The organism is Rhodococcus sp. C26F (genome assembly GCF_053345925.1).
On the sequence record NZ_JBKFBA010000002.1, the window covers coordinates 421,615 to 444,587 of the forward strand.

Below are 22,973 nucleotides of genomic sequence, written 5' to 3' on the forward strand. Positions count from 1 at the left end.
CACCGGTCTCGACGCTCACTGCGGTCCGATGGCGGGAAGACGCTCCGGGGTCCTTAGACTAGGCAACCGTGTCGGGTGTGATCGCGGGGTTCAGTGTCATCTTCGTGATCATCGCCATCGGTTTCACGCTGGGGCGCCTGGGCACACTCGGGCACGAGGCGCAGACGGTGCTCAGCCGGCTCGTCTTCTTCGTCGCCACCCCTGCGCTGCTGTTCGACGTGCTCGCGACGTCCGACCTGTCGGTGATCTTCTCGCCCAATCTCTACATCGCGGCGGCTACGGCGTTCGCCGTCGCGATCGTGCATTTCGTCGTCGCGAAGCTCTGGCTGCGACGTGCAGTTCCCGAGGCGACCATCGGCGCGCTGTGCGCCGGCTACGTCAACTCCGCGAATCTCGGCATTCCCATCGCGGTCTTCGTGCTCGGCGACGCGTCGTTCGTCGCGCCCCTGCTGTTGTTCCAGATCGTCGTGCTCTCCCCCATCGCGCTGACGATGCTCGACCTGTCTACGATGCGCGCCGGGGTCTCGCGCCTCGACACCCTGCTCGCGCCGTTCAAGAACCCCATCGTCCTGGCCGCCGCGGCCGGACTCGCCATCGCGATCAGCGGATGGACGCCTCCCGAGGCGTTGCTGCAGCCGTTCCATCTGCTCGGCGGCGCGTCGGTGCCCGGTGCGCTGCTCGCGTTCGGATTGTCGCTGCAGGGCGTCCGGGTGCTCGAGAAGGGGACGAGCCCGCGTCGCGACATCGCGCTCGCCTCGGTGCTCAAGATCCTCGCCCAGCCCGTGCTCGCGTATCTGATGGGGCGTTTCGTGTTCGGCCTCGACGGCCACGCGCTGTTCGCCGTCGTGGTGGTCGCCGCGCTTCCCACCGCGCAGAACGTCTTCGTCTACGCCAGTGCCTACGGGCGCGGCACGGTGCTCGCCCGCGACGCCGCACTCGTCACCACCCTCGCCTCCATCCCTGCGATCGGCGTGACCGCCGCCCTGCTGGCGTGATGAACACGCGGCACGGGAATACCGTGGGAACCATGCGTTCCGTCGTCCGTGCCTGCCGGGGAATCACCGTCCTCGCGATGTGCCTGCTCATCGCGGCCTGCGGGTCGAGTACATCGAGCACACCGGACGTCCCGGCACTGCCCGAGGAACCGGTTCCGGCAGGGGCGACGGCGTTCTCGGCGCGACCCGACATCGTCGACGCGCATCCGCTGACGATCCTGTCATGGTCGCGGGTGAGCGACGACCGGATCGCCCTGCACTTCGAGACCGGCACCCCCGAGTGCTTCGGCGTCGAGGCGACCGTCACCGAAACGGACGACACGGTGACGGTGACGCTCCTCGGCGGCACGCTGCCGGAGATGCAGGACCGCATGTGCATCATGGTCGCCGTCGCCGGCACCCTCGAGGTCCCCTTGCAGTCGCCGCTCGGCGACCGGGTCGTGACGGCCGGCGCCTGACGCATGCCGCATCCTCCGCGTCACTGGCTGCTGTACCTGTGCTTGTCCACGGCCCTGCTGCACGCGGCCTTCCAGTCGATCCGCGTCCTGGTCTCCTACCGGATCCTCGCGCTCGGCGGTGACGCGACGACCATCGGTGCCGTCACCGCGCTCTACGCCATCGTCCCGCTGATCGCGGCGGTGCGGATGGGACGCGCCGTGGACCGCGGCCACGCGACCGCCATTCTCCGTTCGGGCATCGTCGTCACCACGGTCGGTGCCGGGTTGATCGCTCTCAGTTCGGGATTGCTCGTGCTCGCCGCCGGCAACGTCGTGCTCGGTCTCGGACAGTTGCTCGTCACGGTGGCGGGGCAGGCGTTCGTGTCGATCCTGTCGCCGCCGGGTCAGCTGGATCGCGGGTTCGCCGGTCTCACGCTGGGTGTGTCGGTCGGTCAGGCCGTCGGTGTGCCCGTCTCCGGCGTGATCGCCGCGACCACCGGCGACGGCAACGGATCCGTCGAGACCACCGGCGCGTTGCTGGTGATGACGGTGGTTTCGCTGCTCTCCCTGCCGCTGGTGCTGGGGCTCCGCGAGCCGCCCGGCTCCGGTCGCACCGCGGAGGACGGCGCGCCGCAGTCGATCCTGTCGATGCTCGCGACGAAGGGCATGAAGCCCGCAATGTTGTCGAGCCTGGTGGTCCTCGCCTCGGTCGACCTCGTCGTGGCCTACCTGCCGTTGCTCGGTGAGCAGTTCGGGTTCGGTGTGCTCCTGGTGTCGATCCTGCTCACCGCCCGCACCGTGGCGTCGATCGTCTCGCGTGCCCTGCTGCCGTGGGCGCTGCGCCGGATTCCGCGCAGGTGGCTGCTCGTCTCCGCGACCGCCGGGACCATCGTGCCGGTGGCGCTGCTGCCGCTCGTGCCGAATCCCTGGGTCATCGGCGCGTTGCTCGCCGTGTGCGGAATGTTCTGGGGCGTCGGCCAACCCCTGACCATGACGTGGGTCGTCGAACTCGTCGCACCCTCCGACCGCGCGTCGGCGCTGGCCGTGCGGTTGACCGGCAACCGTCTCGGGCAGGTCGCGGTGCCCATGGTGGCCGGCGCGATCGCCGGGGTCGCCGGTGTCGCGTCGATCTTCTGGGTGACCGCCGCCCTGCTGTCCGCTGCCGCGACGACCACCTGGAGATCGGTGCGCCACTGAGTTCCCGGGGCGTCCCGCGCCGAGCTCTTACGACCGCCGACGGGCCCGCACGTAGTCGGCGACGACCGCCGCCCCGAGACCGTCGACGTCGGGCGCGACCACCCGTCCCCCGACGCGACGCGCCAGCACGTCGACGACCCGCGCGAGCCCCGGATCGCTGCCGAGCCGGAAGATCGTGACCTGGGCGCCGAGCCGCGCGATGTGGTCGAGTTCGCGCACCGTCAGTCCCAGAGTGCGTGCGCTCGGCGGGTAGTCGAAGGCCGCGAAGCCGTCCGGTTCGAGGTGGGCGGTGGGTTCACCGTCGGTGACGACGAAGACCACCGGCTGCGCGTTGGGATGTCGACGCAGGTGACGACCCGCGAGCATCAGGGCGTGGTGCAGATTGGTGCCCTGCTCGTAGACGCCGTCGAGCCCGGCGAGTTCGGGCGCCGACACCACACGGGCGTGCCGGCCGAACGCGATGAGCTGCAGCGCATCCCCGCGGAAGCGCGTGGACACGAGATGGTTGAGCGCGAGGGCCGTGCGTTTCATCGGCACCCAGCGACCGTCCATGACCATCGAGAACGACGTGTCGACGAGCAGCGCGACCGCCGCCTGCGTCCGCTGCTCGGTCTCGATCACCTCGACGTCCTGCACCGACATCCGCACCGGCAGACCGGGACTGCGCAGGGTCGCGTTGGTGAGGGTCCGTACGACGTCCCACGGTTCGGTGTCGCCGAACTCCCATGCCTTCGACGCGCCGGTCGGTTCGCCGAGCACACCCGCCCGCCGCGACTCGCGTTGCCCGGTGCGCGACGAGATGCGGTTGACGACGTCGCGCAGCGCCGCTTCGCCGAGCCGGCGCATGGCCTTGGGCGACAGTCGCCACTGCCCGTCGGCACCGCGGTCGAAGAAGCCCTGCCGCTGCAGTTCCTTCTCGAGTTCGGCGAGGGTGCGTGCATCGGCCGCGGCCTCGGGTCCGAGATGACGGGCGAGCGCGTCGAGGTCGATGTCGTCGAGGGACGCCCCGGCGTACTGCTGCGACAGCTGCTCGGCGAGCTGGTCGAGTTCGGACAGCTCCTGCAGCGCCGAGGTGGCCTCACCGAGACCCATGCCCTGTTCGCCGCGCACCTGCTCGGAGCCGGTCCAGTCCTCGCCGGGACGCGCGGCCCGCAGGTGGCCGTCGAGACGGTCGAGCCGGCTCATCAGATCCGGGGATCCGAAGGCCTGCTGTGCGAGAGCGTCGAGTTCGTCGCGCTGCTCGGGGGTGAGCGAGTTGCGCAGCCGCTGCGCAGCCGCGGCCCGCTGTGCGAGGGAGTCGAGCAGTTCCTCGACGTTCTGCGGGTTCTCCGGGAAGAACTCACCGTGCTCGGCCATGAACTGCTCGAAGTCCTCCTCGGTGTCCTCGCCGCGGGAGTGCTTGTCGAGCAGGTCGTTGAGGTCGTTGAGCATCTCCGAGATGCGTTGCCGGTCCTCGTCGGTGGCTCCCTCGAGCGCCTGCTTCATCCCGGCGAAGCGCTGGTCGAGCATCTCCCGGCCGAGCAGGTCGCGGATCTTCTCGTAGTCCTGCCGGGCCTGCGCGCTGTGCCAGTCGTAGTCGGCCAGTTCCTGCACGGCCTGCGCCGTGGACGTCGGCAATTCCTCGATCCGCATCTCGGCGAACCGCGCGTCGTCGTCGAGGGCGCGGGCCAGTTCCTTGCGTTCCTCGAGCACGGCGCGGTCGAGGAGTTCGCGCACCTCGCGCAGGGTACCGTCGAGGTTGGTGCGGTCGAGCAGCTGACGTCGGCGCCGGTTCGCCTGCGCGGCAAGCTTGTCGAGGCCACGCATGCCGTCCTGCCCGCGGCGCAGCAACTCCCGCAGGGCGCGCTTGGGTGAGGCGCCGGCCATGACGTCGTCGCCGATCGCGGCGAGCGCGTCGCGCAGGTCCACCGGTGGGGCGAGCGGATCGCCCCCGGTATACGGACCGTAGCGGGCGGACCTGCTCATCGGGAGTACACCGCCGACCCGTCGTCGCCGGTGTCCTTGGCAATGCGCCGTGCCAGATACAGACCCTCGAGGGCGAGTTCCACTGCCGCGGCGCGGGTTCCGGTGTCGGTGGCGCCGAGCCGTTCGGCAACGGCGTCGAGGACGGGCAGTTCGGGCAGTTCGTCGAGCAGCACCTTCGCGGTGATCCGCTCACCGGTGACCACCGGATCGCCCTGCTCGACGGCGGCGACCAGCGGCCCGAGGTCGACGCCCGCGAGCCGTGAGCGGGCGGTCTCGGCCGTGGCACGCCGGAGGAGGTGGTCGAGGATCTCGAATTCCCTTCCCTCCTCCCCGGATTCGAACTCGACCTTGCCGCGGAGCACCTCGACGACCGTGCCGAGGTCGACGGGACGCGCGACCGGATCGTCCTCGCCGAGGACCGCACCGCGGTGCAGGGCCGCGGCCGAGACGGTCTCGGCGCCGGCGACGGCGAACCGTGCCGAGACACCGGAACGCTGGTCGACGGAGGTCGATTCGCGCAGCAGCCTGGTGAACCGGGCGAGGATCTCGAAGAGATAGTCGGGCACGCGGGCCTGCAGGTGCGCCTCCTGCTCGATGACGGCGATCTCGTCCTCGAGCCGGGTCGGGTAGTGCGTGCGGATCTCCGCGCCGAAACGGTCCTTGAGCGGGGTGATGATGCGACCGCGGTTCGTGTAGTCCTCGGGGTTCGCGCTCGCGACGAGCAGCACGTCGAGGGGCAGGCGCAGCGTGTAACCGCGGACCTGGATGTCGCGTTCCTCCATGACGTTGAGTAGCGACACCTGGATGCGTTCGGCGAGGTCGGGCAGTTCGTTGACGGCGACGATGCCGCGGTGTGCGCGGGGCACGAGACCGAAGTGGATCGTCTCCGGGTCTCCGAGACTGCGACCCTCGGCGACCTTCACGGGGTCGACGTCGCCGACGAGATCGGCGACCGAGGTGTCGGGCGTCGCGAGCTTCTCGGCGTACCGCTCGCTGCGGTGCCGCCACGCGACGGGTAGGTCGTCGCCGAGTTCGGCGGCACGGCGGATCGACGCCGGGGTGATGGGCTCGTAGGGGTGCTCGCCGAGTTCGGAACCGGCGATGACCGGGGTCCACTCGTCGAGCAGCAGCGGCAGGGTGCGCAGCAGGCGTGTCTTGCCCTGGCCGCGTTCGCCGAGCAGGACCACGTCGTGGCCGGCGATGAGGGCGCGTTCGAGCTGCGGGACGACGGTGTCCTCGAAACCGAGGATGCCGGGCCACGGATCGGTACCGTCGCGCAGCGCAGCGAGCAGGTTGTGCCGGATCTCGTCCTTGACGGACCGTTGCACGTGGCCGGAGGCGCGGAGCTCGCCGACCGTGGAGGGGCGCGGTGTGGGTGACGTCACCTCACCCAAGGTACGACCGAACCGCCGTTTCGGCATCCGCGATCCCGCGACCGGTCCGCCTACACTCGCCGCATGGACACCTGGATCCTGGCGGCCCTGCTCGGGCTGGGGCTCGCGGCCGCCACCGGGCTGCGCACCTTCCTGCCGCTGCTGCTCCTGTCGGCCGCGGTCCACTTCGAACTCTTCGGGGTCGTCCTCAACGAATCGATGCAGTGGCTCGGGTCCACCTCGGCGCTCGTCGCCCTGACGATCGCCACCGCCGTGGAGGTCGTCGCCGACCTCGTGCCGCTCGTGGACAACGCACTGTCCGCCCTCGGCACGGTGACCCGGCCGGTCGCGGGTGCGCTTGCGGCGTGGGCGGCCTTCGCGAGTCTCGATCCCGCGATGGCGGCGCTCGCGGGCATCGTCATCGGCGCCCCGACCGCCCTGGCGGTGAGCACGGCGCAAACGGGCACGCGGGTCGCGAGCACGGCGACCACCGCCGGTTTCGGCAACCCGGTGCTGTCGATCGTCGAGAGCGTCACCTCGTTCGTCACGTCGCTGATCGCGCTGCTCGCTCCCCTGCTCGTCGTCCCGCTGCTGGCGCTGTTCGGATGGCTCGGCGTACGGGGCTACCGTCGGGTACGCCGGGCCCGTTCGTCACGCACGAAACCGACGCCACACCGCGGCGCCCTCGATACGGGCCGGTCCGGCGACTTCTGATAGACACATGACATGTCGGACACCGAGATCACCTTTTCCAGCGGCGACGTGACCCTGCACGGCAGCCTGCGGGTACCCGTCTCCATGAGGGGTCCGGTGCCCGCCGTGCTGCTGCTCGCCGGCAGCGGTCCCACCGACCGCAACGGCGACAGTGCACTGCTCCCCGGATCGATCGGCACCCTGCGGCACCTCGCCGACGTGCTCGAACGCAAGGGCTTCGCGAGTCTGCGCTACGACAAGCTCGGCAGCGGCGTGACCGGGCTCGGCCCGTACAGCGTCGAGGACGTCGCCGATCTCGGCTTCTCGACGTTCATCGACGGCGCCGCCGACGCGCTCGCCTTCCTCGGTTCGCAGCGCGGGGTCGACCTGGAGCGGCTCTACGTCGTCGGGCACAGCGAGGGCGCGCTGATCGCGCTGTCGCTCGCCCAGGACAACGACTCGATCGCCGGACTCGGCCTGCTCGAACCGCTCGCCGTGCGCCTGCTCGACCTGCTGACCGCCCAGATCGACGCACAGCTCGACGCCGTCGTCGCCGCGGGACAACTTCCCGTCCAGATTGCCGACGAACTGCGGGTCGCGCTCACCGGCGCGGTCGAGTCGCTCCGCGCCGACGGCACCCTCAGCGACACTCTCCCCGAGCCGCTGCGCAACGCCGGGCTCGTCCCCACCAACGCGAAGGCACTCGCCGAGGAGGACGCGCTCGATCCGCGGATGCTCGCCGCACAGGTCGCCGGCGACCTGCCGGTGCTCACCGCGGTCTCGTCCAAGGACATCCAGGTGCGGGTCGAGGACGTCGACGCGCTCGACGCGGCACTCGTCCACACCCGTCTGACGTCGCTGCGCATGACGCGCACCAACCACGTGCTCAAGGACATCGGCGACCAGCAGTCGACGGGCGCCGACTACGTCGCCGACCTGCCCTTCTCCGACGAGTTCACGTCCGGTTTCGAGGCGTGGCTCGACAAGCTGAGGGGCTGATCGCCCACCCCCACGCACGGACGACGCGGAAATAACAAATGTCCATTCCGCGTTGTTCGTGTATGGTCATCCGTTAACCAACTGGTTCACACGAGAAAGGTACGGTCCGATGCGATACAAGCACATGTACGTAGCCGGTTGTTCCGTACCGTTTTCTCACTTCTTCTTCCACTTCGCGGCGGAGCGATCCCGAGAATAGAAGTCACACGACGACTCGTTCTCGGGCACTCGGGGCACATACGCCCCGGGTGCCCTTTCTCTATCCCCGACCGCGACCCGTACAAGATCACCTCGACAGGAGAAACACCATGAAACTGCGAATCGAATCCGGCGGCACCGTGTCGACCGAACTGCCCGACGACCTCACCGGTCACGCCATCACCATCGACCTGAGCCGGGTCGGCGGTACCGAGAGCGGCGCCGCCTCCGCGGATCTCATCCGCGAGCTGCTCGACCGTGGCGCTGCCAAGCTGGTCATCTCCGAGGGTCGCGGCAAGCGCACCGTCGAACCCACCGCACACGACAACGGCACCCACGCGCACGCCGCCTGAGCGACGATGCGCGCGGGTGCCGCGCGTGTTCGTGACTAGTGCGCGAAGTGCCGTGCGCCGGTGAGGTACAGCGTCACGCCCGCCTCGCGAGCGGCCTCGATGACCTCGTTGTCGCGCACCGAGCCACCCGGCTGCACGATCGCCTTCACGCCGGCCTCGGTCAGCACCTGCAGACCGTCGGCGAACGGGAAGAAGGCATCCGACGCGGCCACCGACCCGGCGACACGATCGCCCGCACGGGTGACGGCGAGTCGCGCCGAGTCGACGCGGTTGACCTGCCCCATGCCGACACCGACGGTCGCGCCGCCCGAGGCCAGCAGGATCGCGTTGGACTTCACGGCACGGCATGCGCGCCAGGCGAATTCGAGATCGCGCAGCGTGGCCTCGTCTGCGGCCTCGCCGCACGCGAGCTGCCAGTTGGCGGTGGAGTCGCCGTCCGCAGTGAGCACGTCGCGCTCCTGCAGGAGCAGCCCGCCGGAGATCTGACGGATCTCGACCGGAGCCGACTTCGGCGAATCGGCGCGCAGGATGCGGATGTTCTTCTTGCGGGAGAGCACGTCGACGGCACCGTCGGCGTACGACGGGGCGATGATCACCTCGGTGAAGATCTCGGCGACCTGCTCGGCCATCTCGACGCTCACCTCACGGTTGGCGGCGATGACGCCACCGAAGGCCGAGACCGGATCGCACTCGTGCGCGTTGCGGTGCGCGGTGGCGATGTCGTCGGCGATCGCGATGCCACACGGATTGGCGTGCTTGATGATCGCGACGCACGGCTCGCTGTGGTCGTGCGCGGCGCGCCAGGCGGCGTCGGCGTCCTGGTAGTTGTTGTAGGACATCTCCTTGCCGTGGAACTGCTCGGCCTGCGCGAGCCCCGGCTCACCGGCCTCGTTCACGTACAGGGCCGCGGCCTGGTGCGGGTTCTCGCCGTAGCGAAGGACGTTCGATCGGGTCCAGGTCGCGCCGGTCCACGCCGGGAACTGCGACTCGTCGCCCTCGGGCGCCGCGTAACCGCTGTTCATCCAGCTCGCCACCGCGACGTCGTAGGCGGCGGTGTGCTGGAACGCCTGCGCGGCAAGACGCTTTCGCTGCTCGAGGGTGAAACCGCCACCCTCGACGGCGGCGAGCACGTCACCGTAGGCGGCCGGGTCGACGACGACCGCGACGGACGGGTGGTTCTTCGCCGCGGCACGCACCATCGACGGGCCACCGATGTCGATCTGCTCGACGCACTCGTCGGGGCTCGCACCCGAGGCGACCGTCTGCGTGAACGGGTAGAGGTTCACGACGACGAGCTCGAACGCCTCGATGCCCAGATCGGCGATCTGATCGAGGTGGTCTTGCTTGCGGGTGTCGGCGAGGATGCCGGCGTGCACGCGCGGGTGCAGGGTCTTCACCCGGCCCTCGAGGCACTCGGGGAAGCCGGTCAGTTCCTCGACCTTCGTCACCGGCACGCCTGCGTCGGCGATGGTCTTGGCCGTGGAGCCGGTCGAGACCAGCTCGACACCTGCCGCGTGGAGCCCTGTCGCCAGCTCCACCAGCCCGCTCTTGTCGTACACGCTGACCAGCGCGCGGCGCACAGTCTTACGTTCGGTCACCGGGGATCACGGCCTTTCGTCCATCGGAAACAACTCCACGGGTGGCGACGGCGGCGACCATCTCGGCCAGCAGCCGTCGCTCCACAACCTTGATGCGCTCGTGCAGGGTGTCCTCGTCGTCGTCGTCGAGCACCTGCACGGCTTCCTGCGCGAGGATCGGCCCGGTGTCGACTCCCCCGTCGACGAGATGCACCGTCGAACCGGTGACCTTGACGCCGTAGGCCAGGGCGTCGGCGACGGCGTGCGCGCCGGGGAACGACGGCAGCAGCGCGGGATGAGTGTTGAGGATGCGGCCGGCGAACCGTTCCAGGAACGCCGAACCCAGGATCTTCATGAAGCCTGCGGACACCACGAGGTCGGGTTCGTGGGCGGCGACCGCGTCGGTCAGCGCGCGGTCCCACGCGGTGCGGTCCTCGAAGTCGCGCAACGCGACGCGGAACGAGGGGATCCCCTCGTCGGCGGCATGTCCTTCGGCGGGGCATTCGCGGTCGACACCGACAGCGACGACTGTCGCGGGATATCCGTCGGTCCGGGTGGCGTCGAGCAGCGAACGCAAGAGGCTGCCCGTGCCCGAGGCGAGGACGACGAGCCGCGCCGGCGCGGTGGGCGGCAGCTGGTCACGCGAGGCAGTCAGGGTCCACTCCTGTGAAGTCGAGGTGGGTCGGCCGATCGACCGGCCGTAGGAGAGCCTAGTCGGCGCCCTTTTCGGCCTTGTTCGCGACCTCCTTGTCGGGCTCGTCGTCGTCCTCGGCGTCATCCTCGTCGACGACCTCGACCACCTCGGCGTCGATGACGTCGTCGGCGTCCGCATCCTCTTCGAGGCTCTCCGCGTCGTCCTCGGCAGCCTCGTCCTCGTCGACTGCAGCGGCTTCGTCCCCGTCGACTTCTGCGACCTCGCGCTCGGCGGCGGTGGTGTCCTCGACCGAGGATTCCTCCTCGTCGTCGGCATCCGCGTCGTCGGCGTCCTCTGCCACAGGAGCCTCGAGTGCCGGAGTCTCGCCCTCGGCCGCCTCGAGTTCTCCGTCGGCTCCTGCATCAGCGGTGTCGTCGGCCTCGGCCGCGTCCGCCGCATCCTCCGAGGTCTCCTCGTCCACCACGGTGTCGGCGCGCAGTGCCGCCGCGGCCAGTCGACCTTCGCGCCACACGAGCAGCTGGGCCGTGATGATGCCGAGCAGGCCCGACCAGGCGAAGACGAGGATTCCGGCGAGCCACCAGTTGGCCCCGACCGTGCCGAAGACGCCGAGCGGGCCGCCCGCGATCCAGGTCGCCAGCGCCGTGACGAGTCCGGCGCCCGCTGCGGCAGCGAGCACCGTCCATGAAGCGTCGGCGCTGCCCACCGGGGCACCGTCGGCCTTCGCCTGCAGGGTTCGCTGCGCGGCGAAACGTCCGAGCAGCGCACCGATCGTCGCCGGAACGGCCAGCAGCACCGGCCAGAACGCTGCGGCCGGGCCCGAGGGGACCGCCGCGAGCACCGGCAGCGCCGGGAGGTCACCGCCCGTCACCTCGAACAGGCTCAGGTGGATGTCGCCGAAGTGCACGGTGCTTCCGGCCAGGACGGCAGCGGCACCGATGATGACGTTGGGCAGGTACAGGATCGACATCACCGTCAGCCCCAGCACGCCGGTCCAGTGGTCCCCGCGCGCGAGCAGTTCACCGACGACGTTCCACGACCACAGCAGTCCGGCGACGACCACCACCCCGCCGAGGGCGAACATCCCCAGCAGCACCCGCAGTGCCGGACGGAAGGCGAGCACGAGCCAATCGGGAGCCGAGTAGAACCGCACCAGCGGCTTCCACACGCGGGAGCCGATGCCGATGAGGGCCGCGACGAGGTAGATGCCGGTGACCCATGCGAGCGCGGCTGCCGCATTCGGGGGCGTCACCGGCAGCACGCTCGCCGCATCCTGCAGCACGATCAGCGACGCCGCAGTGACCATCAGCGGGCCGGCGAGGACGGCGACGGTGATTCGGGAGACGTCCTGACGGTCGAGGGCGTACCCACTGTTCTCGACGAGCGCGTCGGCCGCGGACGCGCATCCCCGCGCGGCCTGCCACACCAGGACCGCGGTGGGCAGCAGCGGCAGCACGCCGAGCGACGTGCCGTCGATCGTGAGCGTCACCTGGTGCAGTGCGAGCCACGTGCCGGCGATCGCGGCGTAGATGCCGGTGAGATCGCTGTTGGCGACGACCATCGTCGTCACCACGATGGTGGCCACGACGGCGAGCGTCACCGCCGGAACGCGGGCCGCGGTGCCGAGCAGGATGCGGAACCGTTCCGGGTCCAGGCTGTCGTCGTCGGTGGGAACGTGCCGGGTGGACCGGCCGAGCGTCGAAGTCATCGGTTCGAGAGTGTCACCGACACGGCGATCGTGGTGTCAGGCGCGCCGATCACCGCTGGTCGTCCGGTGCGCGGAAGGCCTGCGTGGCCTCCTGGTCGCCGGTCGCAGTGGTCCCGGTCTCCTCGCGACGTTCCGTGCCCGTCGTGTCGTCATCGGACACTGTGCCGTCCGCCCGGGTGGCTGTGCCGTCCGCCCGGGTGTCGGTGTGGTCCGTCGAGTCCTGAGCGCCGTGCGGTTCCTGGACCGGGTACTGCTGGGTCGGCTGCGCACCCGTGTACTGCTGGCCGGCGCCGTACTGCTGGGCACCGGGATACTGTGCTCCCCCGCCGTACTGCTGAGCGCCCGGGAACTGCTGAGCGCCCGGGAACTGCTGGGAACCGGGGAACTGCTGGGCTCCGCTGTACTGCTGCCCGCCGTACTGCTGGGCGCCCGGATACTGTTGGGACCCGCCGTACTGCTGCGACCCCGAATACTGCTGCGCGCCGGAGTACTCCCCCGACGTCTGCTGTCCGGGATACGCCTGGTGTCCGGGATGCGGCGCACCGAACTGGGACTGCCCGCCGGTGACCCCCTGCTGCGAGCCGTAGGGCTGGCCGTATCCCTGCGGACCGTAACCCTGCGGCGAACCGTAACCCTGCGGCGCCCCGGAGCCCTGGGACTGACCGGTTCCGGCACCGGTCCCGAATCCCTGGTACTGCCCGGCGCCCTGCTGCGACCCGAAGGAACTCCGGTCGCCCGACCGGCCGGACACGAGGATGCCGAGGCCGAACAGCAGCGCGACGAGCGCCAGCGCGAACTGCAGGAAACCGAGGACGAGGATCGTCACGCCGCCCCACGCGATCCCGGTGTCCTCGGGCAGATGGAACAGCTGGAACAGGGATGTCACGAAACCGACGCCCGACGCCGCGACGGCCACGGCACGCAGGTCCTGGCCGGGGAGCAGCGACAGTGCCGCGCTCACACCGCCGAAGAGCAGGAAGGCCAGCGGCACGACGGCGAAGCCGAAATCGAAGGACGTGAGCGCCACCTGCGAGCCGAAGGTGATGTTCACGAAGGGTGTGAGGCCGAGCAGGAAGTTCACGGCACCGAGCACGGCCACCGCGAGTGGCAGCAGCAACGGCACCACCTTGCTCTGGGCGGATGCGCCTGCGGGGAATGTCATCGATTCTCCTGCCGTCGATCGGTGTGTGTCGGTCACTCGTCCTGCAGTCAACAGCCTAGGGACTACCCGAGAGAATGGGGTCCATGCCGCACACTCTCGCCCCGGGCCCCGACGTCGTGGTCGAGACGGAGGTGAAGCACTCGCGTTTCCTCGCGGCGGTTCGTCGTGTCGACACGGCCGACGCCGCGCTCGCCTTCGTCGACGAACAACGCCGACTGTATCCCGATGCCCGACACCACTGCTGGGCGTTCGTGGTGGGTGACGACCCGTCGGCGCGTGCCGAGCGGTCGAGCGACGACGGGGAGCCGGGCGGCACGGCCGGCATCCCGATGCTGCAGGTCCTGCACCACCGGGATCTGGTGAACGTCGCGGTGGTGGTGACCCGATGGTTCGGAGGGATCAAGCTCGGCGCGGGCGGGCTGGTGCGCGCGTACTCGGGTGCGGTCGCGACGGCACTGGACGAGGCGCTCCTCGTCGAGCGCAGGCAGCAGGAGAAGTTCACCCTCGCGATCGATCACGGCGAGGCGGGTCGGGTGGAGGCGGAACTGCGCGGGCGCGGGGTCGCGGTGCTCGACGTGGCCTATGCGGACCGGGTGGTCCTCACCGTCGCGGGGCGTGAGCGGAGCGAACTGGAGGGCTGGGTGGCGTCACTGACGTCCGGGGTGGGCGAACTCGAACCCGCGGGAGTCGACTGGATCGACTCCTGAAATGGCGCGTGCGCGCCTCCCGATGGCGAAAGCCACCGGAAGGCGCGCACGGAAGGCGACGCTGCTGTCAGAGCGACTGCAGGATCTCGCGAGCGAGCGCAGCGGTCTCGGACGGCGTCTTGCCGACCTTCACGCCGGCCGCCTCGAGAGCGTCCTTCTTGGCCTGAGCGGTGCCCGAGGAGCCCGAGACGATGGCGCCGGCGTGGCCCATGGTCTTGCCCTCGGGAGCGGTGAAGCCTGCGACGTAGCCGACGACCGGCTTGGTCACGTTGGCCTTGATGTAATCGGCCGCGCGCTCCTCGGCGTCGCCGCCGATCTCGCCGATCATGACGATGACCTTGGTCTCCGGGTCCTTCTCGAACGCCTCGATGGCGTCGATGTGGGTGGTGCCGATGACCGGGTCGCCGCCGATGCCGATGGCGGTCGAGAAGCCGTACTCGCGCAGCTCGAACATCATCTGGTAGGTCAGGGTGCCCGACTTGGAGACGAGGCCGACCGGGCCCTTGCCGGCGATGTTCGCCGGGGTGATGCCGACGAGCGCCTCACCCGGGGTGATGATGCCGGGGCAGTTGGGGCCGATGATGCGGGTCTTGTTGCCCTTCTGGACGTTGTAGGCCCAGGCGTAGGCGGAGTCCTGCACGGGGATGCCCTCGGTGATGACCACGAGCAGCGGGATCTCCGCGTCGATGGCCTCGACGATGGCGTCCTTCGAGAAGGCCGGGGGAACGAACGCGATCGAGACGTCGGCGCCGGTCTCCTTCATGGCCTCGGCGACGGAGCCGAAGACGGGGAGCTCGACCGGGTTGCCGTCCTTGTCGGTGTGCGAGACCGTCGTGCCGGCCTTGCGGGCGTTCACGCCGCCGACGACCTGGGTGCCGGCCTTGAGCATGAGCGCGGTGTGCTTGGTGCCCTCGCCGCCGGTGATGCCCTGGACGATGACCTTGGAATCCTTGGTAAGGAAGATTGCCATTGTTCTGTGTGTCCCTTTACTTCGCTGCGAAGGCGAGTTCGGCCGCCTTGTCGGCAGCCTCGTCCATGGTGGCGACGACCGTGACCAGCGGGTGGTTGGCCTCGGCGAGGATGCGGCGACCCTCGTCGACGTTGTTGCCGTCGAGGCGGACGACCAGCGGCTTGTTGGCCTCGTCGCCGAGGATCTCGAGGGCCTTGACGATGCCGTTCGCGACCGCGTCGCACGCGGTGATGCCACCGAAGACGTTGACGAACACGCTCTTGACCTGGGCGTCGTTCAGGATGACGTCGAGACCGGCGGCCATGACGGCTGCGGAGGCGCCGCCACCGATGTCGAGGAAGTTGGCGGGCTTGACGCCACCGTGCTTCTCGCCTGCGTAGGCGACGACGTCGAGGGTCGACATGACCAGGCCGGCGCCGTTACCGATGATGCCGACCTCGCCGTCGAGCTTGACGTAGTTGAGGTCGTTCTCCTTGGCCTTGAGCTCGAGGGGATCCGTGGCGTCCTTGTCCTCGAACTCGGCGTGGCCGGACTGACGGAAGTCGGCGTTGGCATCCAGGGTGACCTTGCCGTCGAGGGCGAGGATCTGGTCGTCCGGGGTGCGGACGAGGGGGTTGACCTCCACGAGGAGAGCGTCTTCCTTGACGAAGACCTCCCACAGCTTCTGGATGGTCACGGCCGCGGCGTCGAGGACCTCGGCGGGCAGGTGGCCCTTCTCGGCGATCTCACGCGCGAACGCGAGGTCGACACCCTTGACGGCGTCGACGGGGACCTTGGCGAGGCGCTCCGGCTTGGTGGCGGCGACCTCTTCGATCTCCATGCCGCCCTCGACCGAGCACATGGCCAGGTAGGTGCGGTTGGTGCGGTCGAGCAGGAAGGAGATGTAGTACTCCTCCGCGATGTCGCTGGCCTCGGCGACCAGGAGCTTCTTGACGATGTGACCCTTGATGTCGAGGCCGAGGATGTTCTCGGCGTGGGTCTGCGCGTCGTCTGCGGTGGCGGCGTACTTCACGCCACCGGCCTTGCCGCGGCCGCCGACCTTGACCTGGGCCTTGACCATGACCGGCTTGCCGATTTCCTCCGCGATCTCGCGGGCACCGGCGACAGTGTCGGTAACACGGCCGGCCGACGTCGGCACGTCATGCTTGGCGAAGAGTTCCTTCGCCTGATATTCGAAGAGATCCATCTGCTCACCGTCTCGTCTGCGTTCACGCCCGCTCCGGGGTATCGAGCGGGTCGTTTCGGACTCTAGTTTCTCGGCCGGGCCGCGGATCACGCGCGGCAGTCCCATGTGGCACAGGTCACGCGCGCGTAGGTCCGGGAACGACTTCGCAGTTCCCCTCCCGGAACGTGGCGGACGCCACGTTCGAGCGGAGCACTCGGTTCAGAATGACAGGTACCCACTCGCCCTCCGACACCGGATCCCACGCTGCCGCGGCGCAACGGACTCGTGACATGTCGGAAAACAGTGTTTGGGACGCCGTTCGCTGGGGCATGTCCCAATTTGCCCCGGTTTGCACTGTGATGCCACTCACATAACGTCCGCCGGACGAACTACGGCTTGCCACCCCTGCGATCGCTTCGTTACCGTCGCCTGGTCGAAGTAACGATGAGGTCACGAACGGAGGATGGCGATGCGCTCTGGTAACCCGAGTGCCGAGAGCCGAACCCGCCGTCCCGAATCGGCACCCGAAGACTGGAACGCCTGGGAAGCCGCCACGATGGACTTCCGCAACACCGGCCCCGGTCCCGAGCCCACCTACTACTCCGACTCCTTCGGCCACGCCGTCCGCGACGACCGCTTCGCGCAGGATCGTCCCGACGAGAGCACCGACGTCACCGCTCCCGCGTCCCGCGGTGGAGCCCATCGACTTCCCACTCCCCCCACCGCCCTCAAGGGTCGCGCCGCAGTCTTCGCGGTCGCCGCAGGCGCCGTGGTCGCCGCGGGCCAGGCCGCAGCCAATGGTGGTCCGGGACAGAACACCGAGCACTCCGAGGTCGCTCTCGCCGCCGGCGAAGCCGATTCCTCGATCATCACGGCCACCGCAGTGCCGCAGGCCGCGCAGTTCGCGCCGAGCGCCGACGCCGAGCCGTCGCAGGCCCCGCAGGTGCTCAACATCGCCGACCCGAACGACCTGTCGCAGTTCTCGAATCTCCTGGCCAAGGGCCAGCGGTTCAGCGAGGAACGCGCTGCGCGCGAGGCCGCGGCCCGTCGCCCGCTGTTCGTTCTCCCCGCCGTGGGGTCGTTCACCTCGAACTTCGGCGCCCGCTGGGGCACCCTCCACGCCGGCGTCGACATCGCAGGCCCCATCGGCACCCCGATCCTCGCGGTCGCCGACGGTGAGGTCATCGATTCCGGCCCGGCTTCCGGCTTCGGCATGTGGGTCCGCCTCCTGCACGCCGACGGCACCGTCACCGTGTACGGGCACATCGACCAGTCGCTGGTGACCGTGGGTCAGCACGTCATGGCCGGCGACCAGATCGCCACCATGGGCAACCGCGGCTTCTCCACCGGCCCGCACCTGCACTTCGAGGTGCACCTCAACGGCGTCGACAAGATCGACCCCGTCCCGTGGCTCGCCACCCGCGGTATCGCCCTCGGCATCCAGCGCGACTGACCGACCTCGCCGCCGTACGTTCGACGCTGCGTCCCGTTCCGCCCTCTTTCCTGCTTCGGCGCGGACCCGCTCTTTCGTGCGAATCCGCGCCTGCCACAGGCTTTCAGGGCATCACAGTTTGATCATCGGCACACCGCCGACGAGCATCAACCGCACCTTGCCGGCACTGCCGAAGTCGATCACGACGGTGGCCGTGGGGCCCGAGCCCCGAGTTTCGAGAACCGTTCCGAGACCGTACTTGTCGTGGCTGACGCGGTCGCCGACGTCAAGCACCAACTGGTTGTTGCGTCCGCGCGCCGCACCGAAACTCGGTGTTCCCGAGGATCCGCGCCGCTCGCCCGCACCGAACCGTGAACCGGTGCCCGAGCCGATCGCCTGACCACGGGCGGGCGTGGGCTCGAGGCGTCGCCAGTCGATGAGGTGCTGCGGAATCTCTTGCAGGAAGCGGGATTCCGGATTGGTGAGCGGCTGACCCCAGGACGACCGCAGCACGGCGCGCGTGAGGTAGAGACGACGCCGGGCGCGCGTGATGCCGACATACGCGAGTCGTCGTTCCTCGGACAGTTCGGCCGGATCACCGAGGGCACGCATGTGCGGGAACTGGCCGTCCTCCCAACCGGTGACGAAGACGACCGGGAACTCGAGGCCCTTCGCGGTGTGCAGCGTCATCAGCGTGACCACACCGGCCTCGTTCTCCGGGATCTGGTCGGCGTCGGCGACGAGCGAGACCTTCTCGAGGAACGCCGCGAGCGATCCCGTTTCGGGATCCCCCTCTTCACGTTCGTCGTCGACGATCCCGGCCGCGTTACGGACGTCGGCACTGAATTCCCTTGCCACGCTGACGAGTTCGTGGAGGTTGTCGAGACGGGCGCCGTCCTGCGGATCGTCGCTCGCCGACAACTCGGCGCTGTATCCGGTGCGTTCGAGGATCGCCTCGACGACGTCGCCGATGTCGACCATGTCGTTGCCGTCGGCGTCGCTCGCGACGAGCATCGCCCGCAGATCGTCCATCATCTCGGCGAAACCGGCGATCGCCTTCTGCGCCCGCGTGTTCAGCAGCGCGACCTTGCCGGCTGCGGCGTCGGCGAGGGCCTGCCCGAAGCTCACACCGAGCCGCTCGGCGTGCACCGCCACGCACGCCTCGGCACGATCGCCGATACCGCGGCGAGGGGTGTTGAGGATGCGGCGCAGGCTCACCGTGTCGTCGGGGTTGTCGAGCACCTTCAGGTACGCAACGACGTCGCGCACCTCCTTGCGCTCGTAGAACCGCACACCGCCGACGACCTTGTAGGGCACACCGTGCCGGATGAAGACGTCCTCGAACGCGCGGGAGGCGTTGTTGGTGCGGTAGAACACCGCGATGTCGGAGTAGGTGGTGTCGCCGCCGTCGACGAGCCGGTCGATCTCGGCGGCGACGAACCGCGCCTCGTCGTGCTCGTTGTCGGCGACGTAGCCGGTGATGAGTTCGCCCTCGCCCGAATCGGTCCACAGCCGCTTCTCGCGGCGACCCGTGTTCTTGGAGATGACGGAATTGGCCGCCGACAGGATGTTCTGGGTGGAGCGGTAATTCTGTTCGAGCAGGATCGTGCGCGCCTGCGGGTAGTCGCGCTCGAACTCCTCGATGTTGCGGATCGTGGCGCCGCGGAAGGCGTAGATCGACTGGTCGGCGTCGCCCACCACGCACAGTTCGCTCGGGGGGACGGCGGATTCCTCCTCCGGATCGCCCACGAGGGTGCGCACCAGCACGTACTGCGCGTGGTTGGTGTCCTGGTACTCGTCGACCAGGACGTGACGGAACCGGCGCCGGTAGTACTCGGCGACCTGCGGATGAGCCTGCAGCAGCGCCACCGTCTCGCCGATGAGGTCGTCGAAGTCGAAGGCGTTCGCCGTGCGCAGGCGCTGCTGGTAGTGCGCGTAGACCCGAGCGACGACACGGGTGAGTTCGGTGGCCGCCGAATCGGTCTCCGCCTCGTGGGCGGCTTCTTCCGGCCCGATCAGTTCGTTCTTCAGGTTCGAGATCTGTGTGGACAGCAGCCGGGCGGAGTACTTCTTGCTGTCGAGTTCGAGATCCTTCGCGATCATCGTGAGCAGACGACGGGAATCGTCGGCGTCGTAGATCGTGAAATTCGAATTCATGCCCTGCAGCAGACCCGCCTGCGCGCGCAGGATCCGGACGCAGCTCGAGTGGAAGGTCGAGACCCACATCGCATTCGCGCGCGGCCCCACCAGGGCCGCCACCCGCTCGCGCATCTCGGCCGCGGCTTTGTTGGTGAACGTGATGGCGAGCACCTGACCAGGGACGACGCCGCGCTCGGCCAGCAGATAGGCGATGCGACGCGTGAGCACCGCAGTCTTGCCGGAGCCCGCGCCCGCGACGATCAGCAGCGGGGCCCCTTCGTGCGTGACCGCTTCCCGCTGCTGCGGATTGAGCCCTTCGAGAAGAGCATCGGATCCGGGGCGGGAGTTTGCGAGCGCGACGGGAGTGTTCATCGTTTCACCAAACTACCGGACCGTTCGGACAACGGATCCGGACCACACAGTCGATCGAGCCGAGTGGCAGGGCCTGCAGGGTGAGTGGCAAACTGGAGGCCATGTCTTCTGTCCTTTGCAGGCTCGGATCGAGTTCCGGTTGTCGCTGTCGATTCCCGACCGCCGGCCCGACCCGATACCGGTAACAGCCGCTCCCATACGGGCGATCCTTCAGAGCAGATGCGAGGAGACGACATGAGCACGCACATCGATTCTTCCCTTTCCGGCGAGCCGGGCCAGGCGAACGCCGGAACACCGGCCGAGGCCGACGACACCGGAGTGCCCACCGAGGCCGAGATCGAGGAGCTCCGCAAGGAGATCGATCGTCTCGACGCCGAGATCCTGGCCGCGGTCAAGCGGCGCACCGAGGTCTCCCGCATGATCGGGCGTACCCGCATGGCGTCCGGCGGTACCCGTCTCGTGCACAGCCGCGAGATGAAGGTCCTCGAGCGGTTCAGCGAGCTGGGCCAGGAAGGCCACACCCTGGCGATGCTGCTGCTCCGCCTCGGGCGTGGCCGCCTGGGTCACTGACGGCGAAGCCGTCCCGGCCACTGACAGCGAAGCCGTCCCGGCCACTGACGGCGAGGCCGTCCAGCCCATCGCTGAGTTCCCTACTGCAGGGCGATGTACTTGGTCTCGAGGAATTCCTCGATGCCCTCGGTACCGCCCTCGCGTCCCAGCCCGGAATCCTTGATTCCGCCGAACGGGGCCGCGACATCCGAGACGACACCGCGGTTCACACCGACGATGCCCGTTTCGAGCGCATGCGACACGCGCAGGGCCCGGTCGAGGTCGCGCGTGAAGATGTAGGCGGCGAGCCCGTAGCGGGTGTCGTTCGCCGCCGCGAGGGCTTCCTCCTCGGTGTCGAAGCCGGTGACGGCCGCGACCGGCCCGAAGACCTCTTCCTGCAGGATGCGGGCCTGCTTCGGCACGTCGTCGAGCACGGTGGCCGGGTAGAACCATCCCGGTCCGTCCGCGGGTTCACCGCCCAGGCGCACCGAGGCACCCGCCGACACCGCGTCCTGCACGAGTTCGATCACGGTCTTCTTCTGGTTCTCGTTGACCAGGGGGCCCAGCGTCGCGTCGGGGTCCGTTCCCGGCCCGAGCTTGTACGACGCCATGCGTTCGGTGAGCTTGGCGACGAAGGCGTCGCGCACCGAGTTGTGGACGTGGAAGCGGTTCGCGGCCGTGCAGGCCTCTCCCCCGTTGCGCAGCTTGGCTGCCACCGCGCCCTCGACCGCGGCGTCGAGGTCGGCGTCCTCGAAGACGACGAACGGCGCGTTGCCGCCGAGCTCGAGCGAGGTGCGCAGCAGCGAACGACCGGCCTTCTCGGCGAGCATGCGCCCGACCTCGGTGGAGCCGGTGAAGGTGAGCTTGCGCAGCCGGGGATCCTCGAGGAGCGGCCCGGTGACCTCACCGGCATGTGAGGACGGCAGCACCGACAGGACACCCTTGGGTAGTCCTGCCTCGTCGAAGAGCTGCGCGAGCAGCTGGATCGTGAGGGGCGTCTCGGACGCGGGCTTGACGATGATCGTGCATCCCGCCGCGAGGGCGGGACCGATCTTGCGGGTTCCCATCGCGAGGGGGAAGTTCCACGGCGTGATCGCCAGGCAGGGACCGACGGGTTGTTTCGTCACGAGAACGCGTCCGGTGCCGGCAGGGGCGGGCGTGTAGCGACCGGCGATGCGGACCGCCTCCTCGGAGAACCATCGCAGGAACTCGGCGCCGTAGGTCACCTCCGATCGGCTCTCCGGTAGTGCCTTACCCATCTCGAGTGTCATGAGCAGCGCGAAGTCGTCGGCGCGTTCGGTGATCTTCTGCCAGACCGTCCGCAACAGTTCGGCGCGTTCTCGCGGCGGGGTCGCAGCCCATTCCGGACCGGCCGCGACGGCCGCGTCGAGGGCCCGCAAGGCATCACCGGGCGCGGCATCGGCGACACGGGTGAGTTCGTCGCCGGTCGCGGGATCGTGGACTCCGAAGGTGGCTCCGTTCTCGGCCGCCACCCATTCACCGCCGAGGAACAGGTCGGTGGGGACGGACCGAATCAGTTCTGCAGCATCCATATGCCCCATCATGCGCGCCGCGGTCGCTCGCTGTGGGAAACCGAGGGATCCCTTCGTCACATCGGGGCACAGTCACACCGGGGCACGGTCGCACACCGGGCGCACCGTGTCGGGGCGCACTACTGTCGACGACATGAGCGACGTAACCGCAACGGCACCGTGGAAAGCTCTGGAAGACCATCGCGACCGGCTCGAATCGGTGTCGTTGCGGCAGTTGTTCACCACCGAACCCGACAGGGTCTCGGCGTTGACGGTTCCTGCCGGGGATCTGGTGATCGATTTCAGCAAACAACGCCTCGACACCCCGGTCGTGCAGGCCCTGCTCGAGCTCGCCGACACCGCGGGGATCGCCGCGGCTCGGGAGGCGATGCTCTCGGGTGCGCACATCAACGTCACCGAGGACCGGGCGGTGCTGCACACCGCCCTGCGCCTGCCCCGCGAGGCGGAACTGGTCGTCGACGGGGTCGATGTCGTCGCCGACGTCCACGCCGTGCTCGACCGGATGGGCGAGTTCACCGACCGCCTCCGCAGCGGCGACTGGCGCGGCGCCACCGGGCAGCCGATCGCCACGGTGGTCAACATCGGCATCGGTGGCTCCGATCTGGGTCCGGCGATGGTCACCCGCGCGTTGCGGCGTTTCCACGACGGGCCGGCGGCGCGGTTCGTCTCCAACGTCGACCCGGCGGATCTGACCGCGGCGCTGGCCGACCTGGACCCGGCCACCACCCTGTTCATCGTCGCGTCGAAGACGTTTTCCACCCTCGAAACCCTCTCCAA

19 protein-coding genes and 1 pseudogene are annotated in these 22,973 nt (G+C 69.2%); 10 read left to right on the plus strand and 10 right to left on the minus strand.

Annotation, left to right across the window (positions count from 1 at the left end; translation table 11 throughout):
* The first annotated feature begins 68 nt into the window (after positions 1–68).
* The 3 genes from ACLBYD_RS05140 to ACLBYD_RS05150 are packed head-to-tail and all read left to right on the plus strand — an operon-like array spanning position 69 to position 2,629.
* Positions 69–995, plus strand: a complete 927-nt coding sequence (locus ACLBYD_RS05140; protein ID WP_026061586.1) for an AEC family transporter — start codon at positions 69–71, stop codon at positions 993–995.
* A gap of 32 nt (positions 996–1,027) precedes the next feature.
* On the plus strand, positions 1,028–1,453 hold the full coding sequence (locus ACLBYD_RS05145; RefSeq protein WP_447815646.1) for a hypothetical protein: 426 nt from the start codon (positions 1,028–1,030) through the stop codon (positions 1,451–1,453).
* A gap of 3 nt (positions 1,454–1,456) precedes the next feature.
* A complete protein-coding gene (locus ACLBYD_RS05150) occupies positions 1,457–2,629 on the plus strand; it encodes an MFS transporter (protein ID WP_447815647.1) in 1,173 nt (390 codons plus the stop codon).
* A gap of 27 nt (positions 2,630–2,656) precedes the next feature.
* Here the strand turns inward: ACLBYD_RS05150 and ACLBYD_RS05155 are convergent, their stop codons facing one another.
* On the minus strand, positions 2,657–4,594 hold the full coding sequence (locus tag ACLBYD_RS05155) for a VWA domain-containing protein (protein WP_447815648.1): 1,938 nt from the start codon (positions 4,592–4,594) through the stop codon (positions 2,657–2,659).
* Positions 4,591–5,979, minus strand: a complete 1,389-nt coding sequence (locus ACLBYD_RS05160) for an ATP-binding protein (protein ID WP_060652209.1) — start codon at positions 5,977–5,979, stop codon at positions 4,591–4,593. The genes ACLBYD_RS05155 and ACLBYD_RS05160 overlap by 4 nt, the downstream gene beginning before the upstream one ends.
* A gap of 72 nt (positions 5,980–6,051) precedes the next feature.
* Between ACLBYD_RS05160 and ACLBYD_RS05165 the strand changes: the two genes are divergently transcribed.
* From ACLBYD_RS05165 to ACLBYD_RS05175, 3 genes are all read left to right on the plus strand, one after another.
* Positions 6,052–6,681, plus strand: a complete 630-nt coding sequence (locus tag ACLBYD_RS05165) for a DUF4126 domain-containing protein (RefSeq protein ID WP_271036497.1) — start codon at positions 6,052–6,054, stop codon at positions 6,679–6,681.
* 12 nt (positions 6,682–6,693) lie between these two features.
* Positions 6,694–7,659 (plus strand): alpha/beta hydrolase, encoded by a 966-nt coding sequence (locus ACLBYD_RS05170; RefSeq protein WP_447815649.1) that lies wholly within the window; start codon positions 6,694–6,696, stop codon positions 7,657–7,659.
* A gap of 308 nt (positions 7,660–7,967) precedes the next feature.
* Positions 7,968–8,210, plus strand: coding sequence for a hypothetical protein (locus tag ACLBYD_RS05175; protein ID WP_006553768.1), 243 nt, complete (start codon positions 7,968–7,970; stop codon positions 8,208–8,210).
* Between the two features lie 35 nt (positions 8,211–8,245).
* Here the strand turns inward: ACLBYD_RS05175 and purH are convergent, their stop codons facing one another.
* Genes purH through ACLBYD_RS05195 form a run of 4 tightly spaced genes read right to left on the minus strand, consistent with a single transcriptional unit; the run spans position 8,246 to position 13,309 of the window.
* Positions 8,246–9,808, minus strand: coding sequence for a bifunctional phosphoribosylaminoimidazolecarboxamide formyltransferase/IMP cyclohydrolase (gene purH / locus ACLBYD_RS05180; protein WP_447815650.1), 1,563 nt, complete (start codon positions 9,806–9,808; stop codon positions 8,246–8,248).
* Positions 9,795–10,442 carry a phosphoribosylglycinamide formyltransferase gene (gene purN / locus ACLBYD_RS05185; RefSeq protein WP_447815673.1) on the minus strand — a complete coding sequence of 216 codons (648 nt, stop codon included), beginning with the start codon at positions 10,440–10,442 and terminating at the stop codon, positions 9,795–9,797. The genes purH and purN overlap by 14 nt, the downstream gene beginning before the upstream one ends.
* Before the next feature lie 55 nt (positions 10,443–10,497).
* Positions 10,498–12,147 (minus strand): cell division protein PerM, encoded by a 1,650-nt coding sequence (locus ACLBYD_RS05190; protein ID WP_447815651.1) that lies wholly within the window; start codon positions 12,145–12,147, stop codon positions 10,498–10,500.
* A 49-nt stretch (positions 12,148–12,196) separates the two neighbouring features.
* Positions 12,197–13,309 (minus strand): DUF5336 domain-containing protein, encoded by a 1,113-nt coding sequence (locus tag ACLBYD_RS05195; protein ID WP_447815652.1) that lies wholly within the window; start codon positions 13,307–13,309, stop codon positions 12,197–12,199.
* Between the two features lie 83 nt (positions 13,310–13,392).
* Between ACLBYD_RS05195 and ACLBYD_RS05200 the strand changes: the two genes are divergently transcribed.
* Positions 13,393–14,016, plus strand: coding sequence for an IMPACT family protein (locus ACLBYD_RS05200; RefSeq protein ID WP_447815653.1), 624 nt, complete (start codon positions 13,393–13,395; stop codon positions 14,014–14,016).
* Between the two features lie 67 nt (positions 14,017–14,083).
* Here ACLBYD_RS05200 and sucD read toward each other — a convergent pair whose 3' ends face one another.
* Both sucD and sucC read right to left on the minus strand, forming a co-directional pair.
* Positions 14,084–14,986: a succinate--CoA ligase subunit alpha gene (gene sucD / locus ACLBYD_RS05205; RefSeq protein WP_006553762.1), complete on the minus strand. Its 903-nt coding sequence runs from the start codon at positions 14,984–14,986 to the stop codon at positions 14,084–14,086.
* 16 nt (positions 14,987–15,002) lie between these two features.
* The gene (gene sucC, locus ACLBYD_RS05210) at positions 15,003–16,172 is read right to left on the minus strand and encodes an ADP-forming succinate--CoA ligase subunit beta (RefSeq protein WP_447815654.1); all 1,170 of its coding nucleotides are present in this window, start codon (positions 16,170–16,172) and stop codon (positions 15,003–15,005) included.
* 442 nt (positions 16,173–16,614) lie between these two features.
* Between sucC and ACLBYD_RS05215 the strand changes: the two genes are divergently transcribed.
* Positions 16,615–17,604: a M23 family metallopeptidase gene (locus ACLBYD_RS05215; RefSeq protein WP_420714477.1), complete on the plus strand. Its 990-nt coding sequence runs from the start codon at positions 16,615–16,617 to the stop codon at positions 17,602–17,604.
* Positions 17,605–17,715: 111 nt separating this feature from the next.
* On the opposite strand, the gene pcrA is transcribed toward ACLBYD_RS05215, so the two are convergent.
* Complete coding sequence (pcrA, locus tag ACLBYD_RS05220; protein WP_447815655.1) at positions 17,716–20,094, minus strand: DNA helicase PcrA; 2,379 nt, start codon at positions 20,092–20,094, stop codon at positions 17,716–17,718.
* 234 nt (positions 20,095–20,328) lie between these two features.
* Between pcrA and ACLBYD_RS05225 the strand changes: the two genes are divergently transcribed.
* Complete coding sequence (locus ACLBYD_RS05225) at positions 20,329–20,664, plus strand: chorismate mutase (RefSeq protein ID WP_016693405.1); 336 nt, start codon at positions 20,329–20,331, stop codon at positions 20,662–20,664.
* A gap of 80 nt (positions 20,665–20,744) precedes the next feature.
* Here the strand turns inward: ACLBYD_RS05225 and ACLBYD_RS05230 are convergent, their stop codons facing one another.
* Complete coding sequence (locus tag ACLBYD_RS05230; protein WP_447815656.1) at positions 20,745–22,196, minus strand: NAD-dependent succinate-semialdehyde dehydrogenase; 1,452 nt, start codon at positions 22,194–22,196, stop codon at positions 20,745–20,747.
* 133 nt (positions 22,197–22,329) lie between these two features.
* Between ACLBYD_RS05230 and ACLBYD_RS05235 the strand changes: the two are divergent.
* A pseudogene (locus ACLBYD_RS05235) lies at positions 22,330–22,973 on the plus strand (glucose-6-phosphate isomerase); the annotation flags it as partial.

Coding starts and splice junctions, on each gene's coding strand:
- ACLBYD_RS05145 (WP_447815646.1), top strand. CDS start 1,028: ATGCGTTCCGTCGTCCGTGCCTGCCGGGGAATCACCGTCCTCGCGATG.
- ACLBYD_RS05150 (WP_447815647.1), top strand. CDS start 1,457: ATGCCGCATCCTCCGCGTCACTGGCTGCTGTACCTGTGCTTGTCCACG.
- ACLBYD_RS05155 (WP_447815648.1), bottom strand. CDS start 4,594: ATGAGCAGGTCCGCCCGCTACGGTCCGTATACCGGGGGCGATCCGCTC.
- ACLBYD_RS05165 (WP_271036497.1), top strand. CDS start 6,052: ATGGACACCTGGATCCTGGCGGCCCTGCTCGGGCTGGGGCTCGCGGCC.
- ACLBYD_RS05170 (WP_447815649.1), top strand. CDS start 6,694: ATGTCGGACACCGAGATCACCTTTTCCAGCGGCGACGTGACCCTGCAC.
- ACLBYD_RS05175 (WP_006553768.1), top strand. CDS start 7,968: ATGAAACTGCGAATCGAATCCGGCGGCACCGTGTCGACCGAACTGCCC.
- ACLBYD_RS05190 (WP_447815651.1), bottom strand. CDS start 12,147: ATGACTTCGACGCTCGGCCGGTCCACCCGGCACGTTCCCACCGACGAC.
- ACLBYD_RS05195 (WP_447815652.1), bottom strand. CDS start 13,309: ATGACATTCCCCGCAGGCGCATCCGCCCAGAGCAAGGTGGTGCCGTTG.
- ACLBYD_RS05200 (WP_447815653.1), top strand. CDS start 13,393: ATGCCGCACACTCTCGCCCCGGGCCCCGACGTCGTGGTCGAGACGGAG.
- sucD (WP_006553762.1), bottom strand. CDS start 14,986: ATGGCAATCTTCCTTACCAAGGATTCCAAGGTCATCGTCCAGGGCATC.
- sucC (WP_447815654.1), bottom strand. CDS start 16,172: ATGGATCTCTTCGAATATCAGGCGAAGGAACTCTTCGCCAAGCATGAC.
- ACLBYD_RS05215 (WP_420714477.1), top strand. CDS start 16,615: ATGGCGATGCGCTCTGGTAACCCGAGTGCCGAGAGCCGAACCCGCCGT.
- pcrA (WP_447815655.1), bottom strand. CDS start 20,094: ATGAACACTCCCGTCGCGCTCGCAAACTCCCGCCCCGGATCCGATGCT.
- ACLBYD_RS05225 (WP_016693405.1), top strand. CDS start 20,329: ATGAGCACGCACATCGATTCTTCCCTTTCCGGCGAGCCGGGCCAGGCG.
- ACLBYD_RS05230 (WP_447815656.1), bottom strand. CDS start 22,196: ATGGATGCTGCAGAACTGATTCGGTCCGTCCCCACCGACCTGTTCCTC.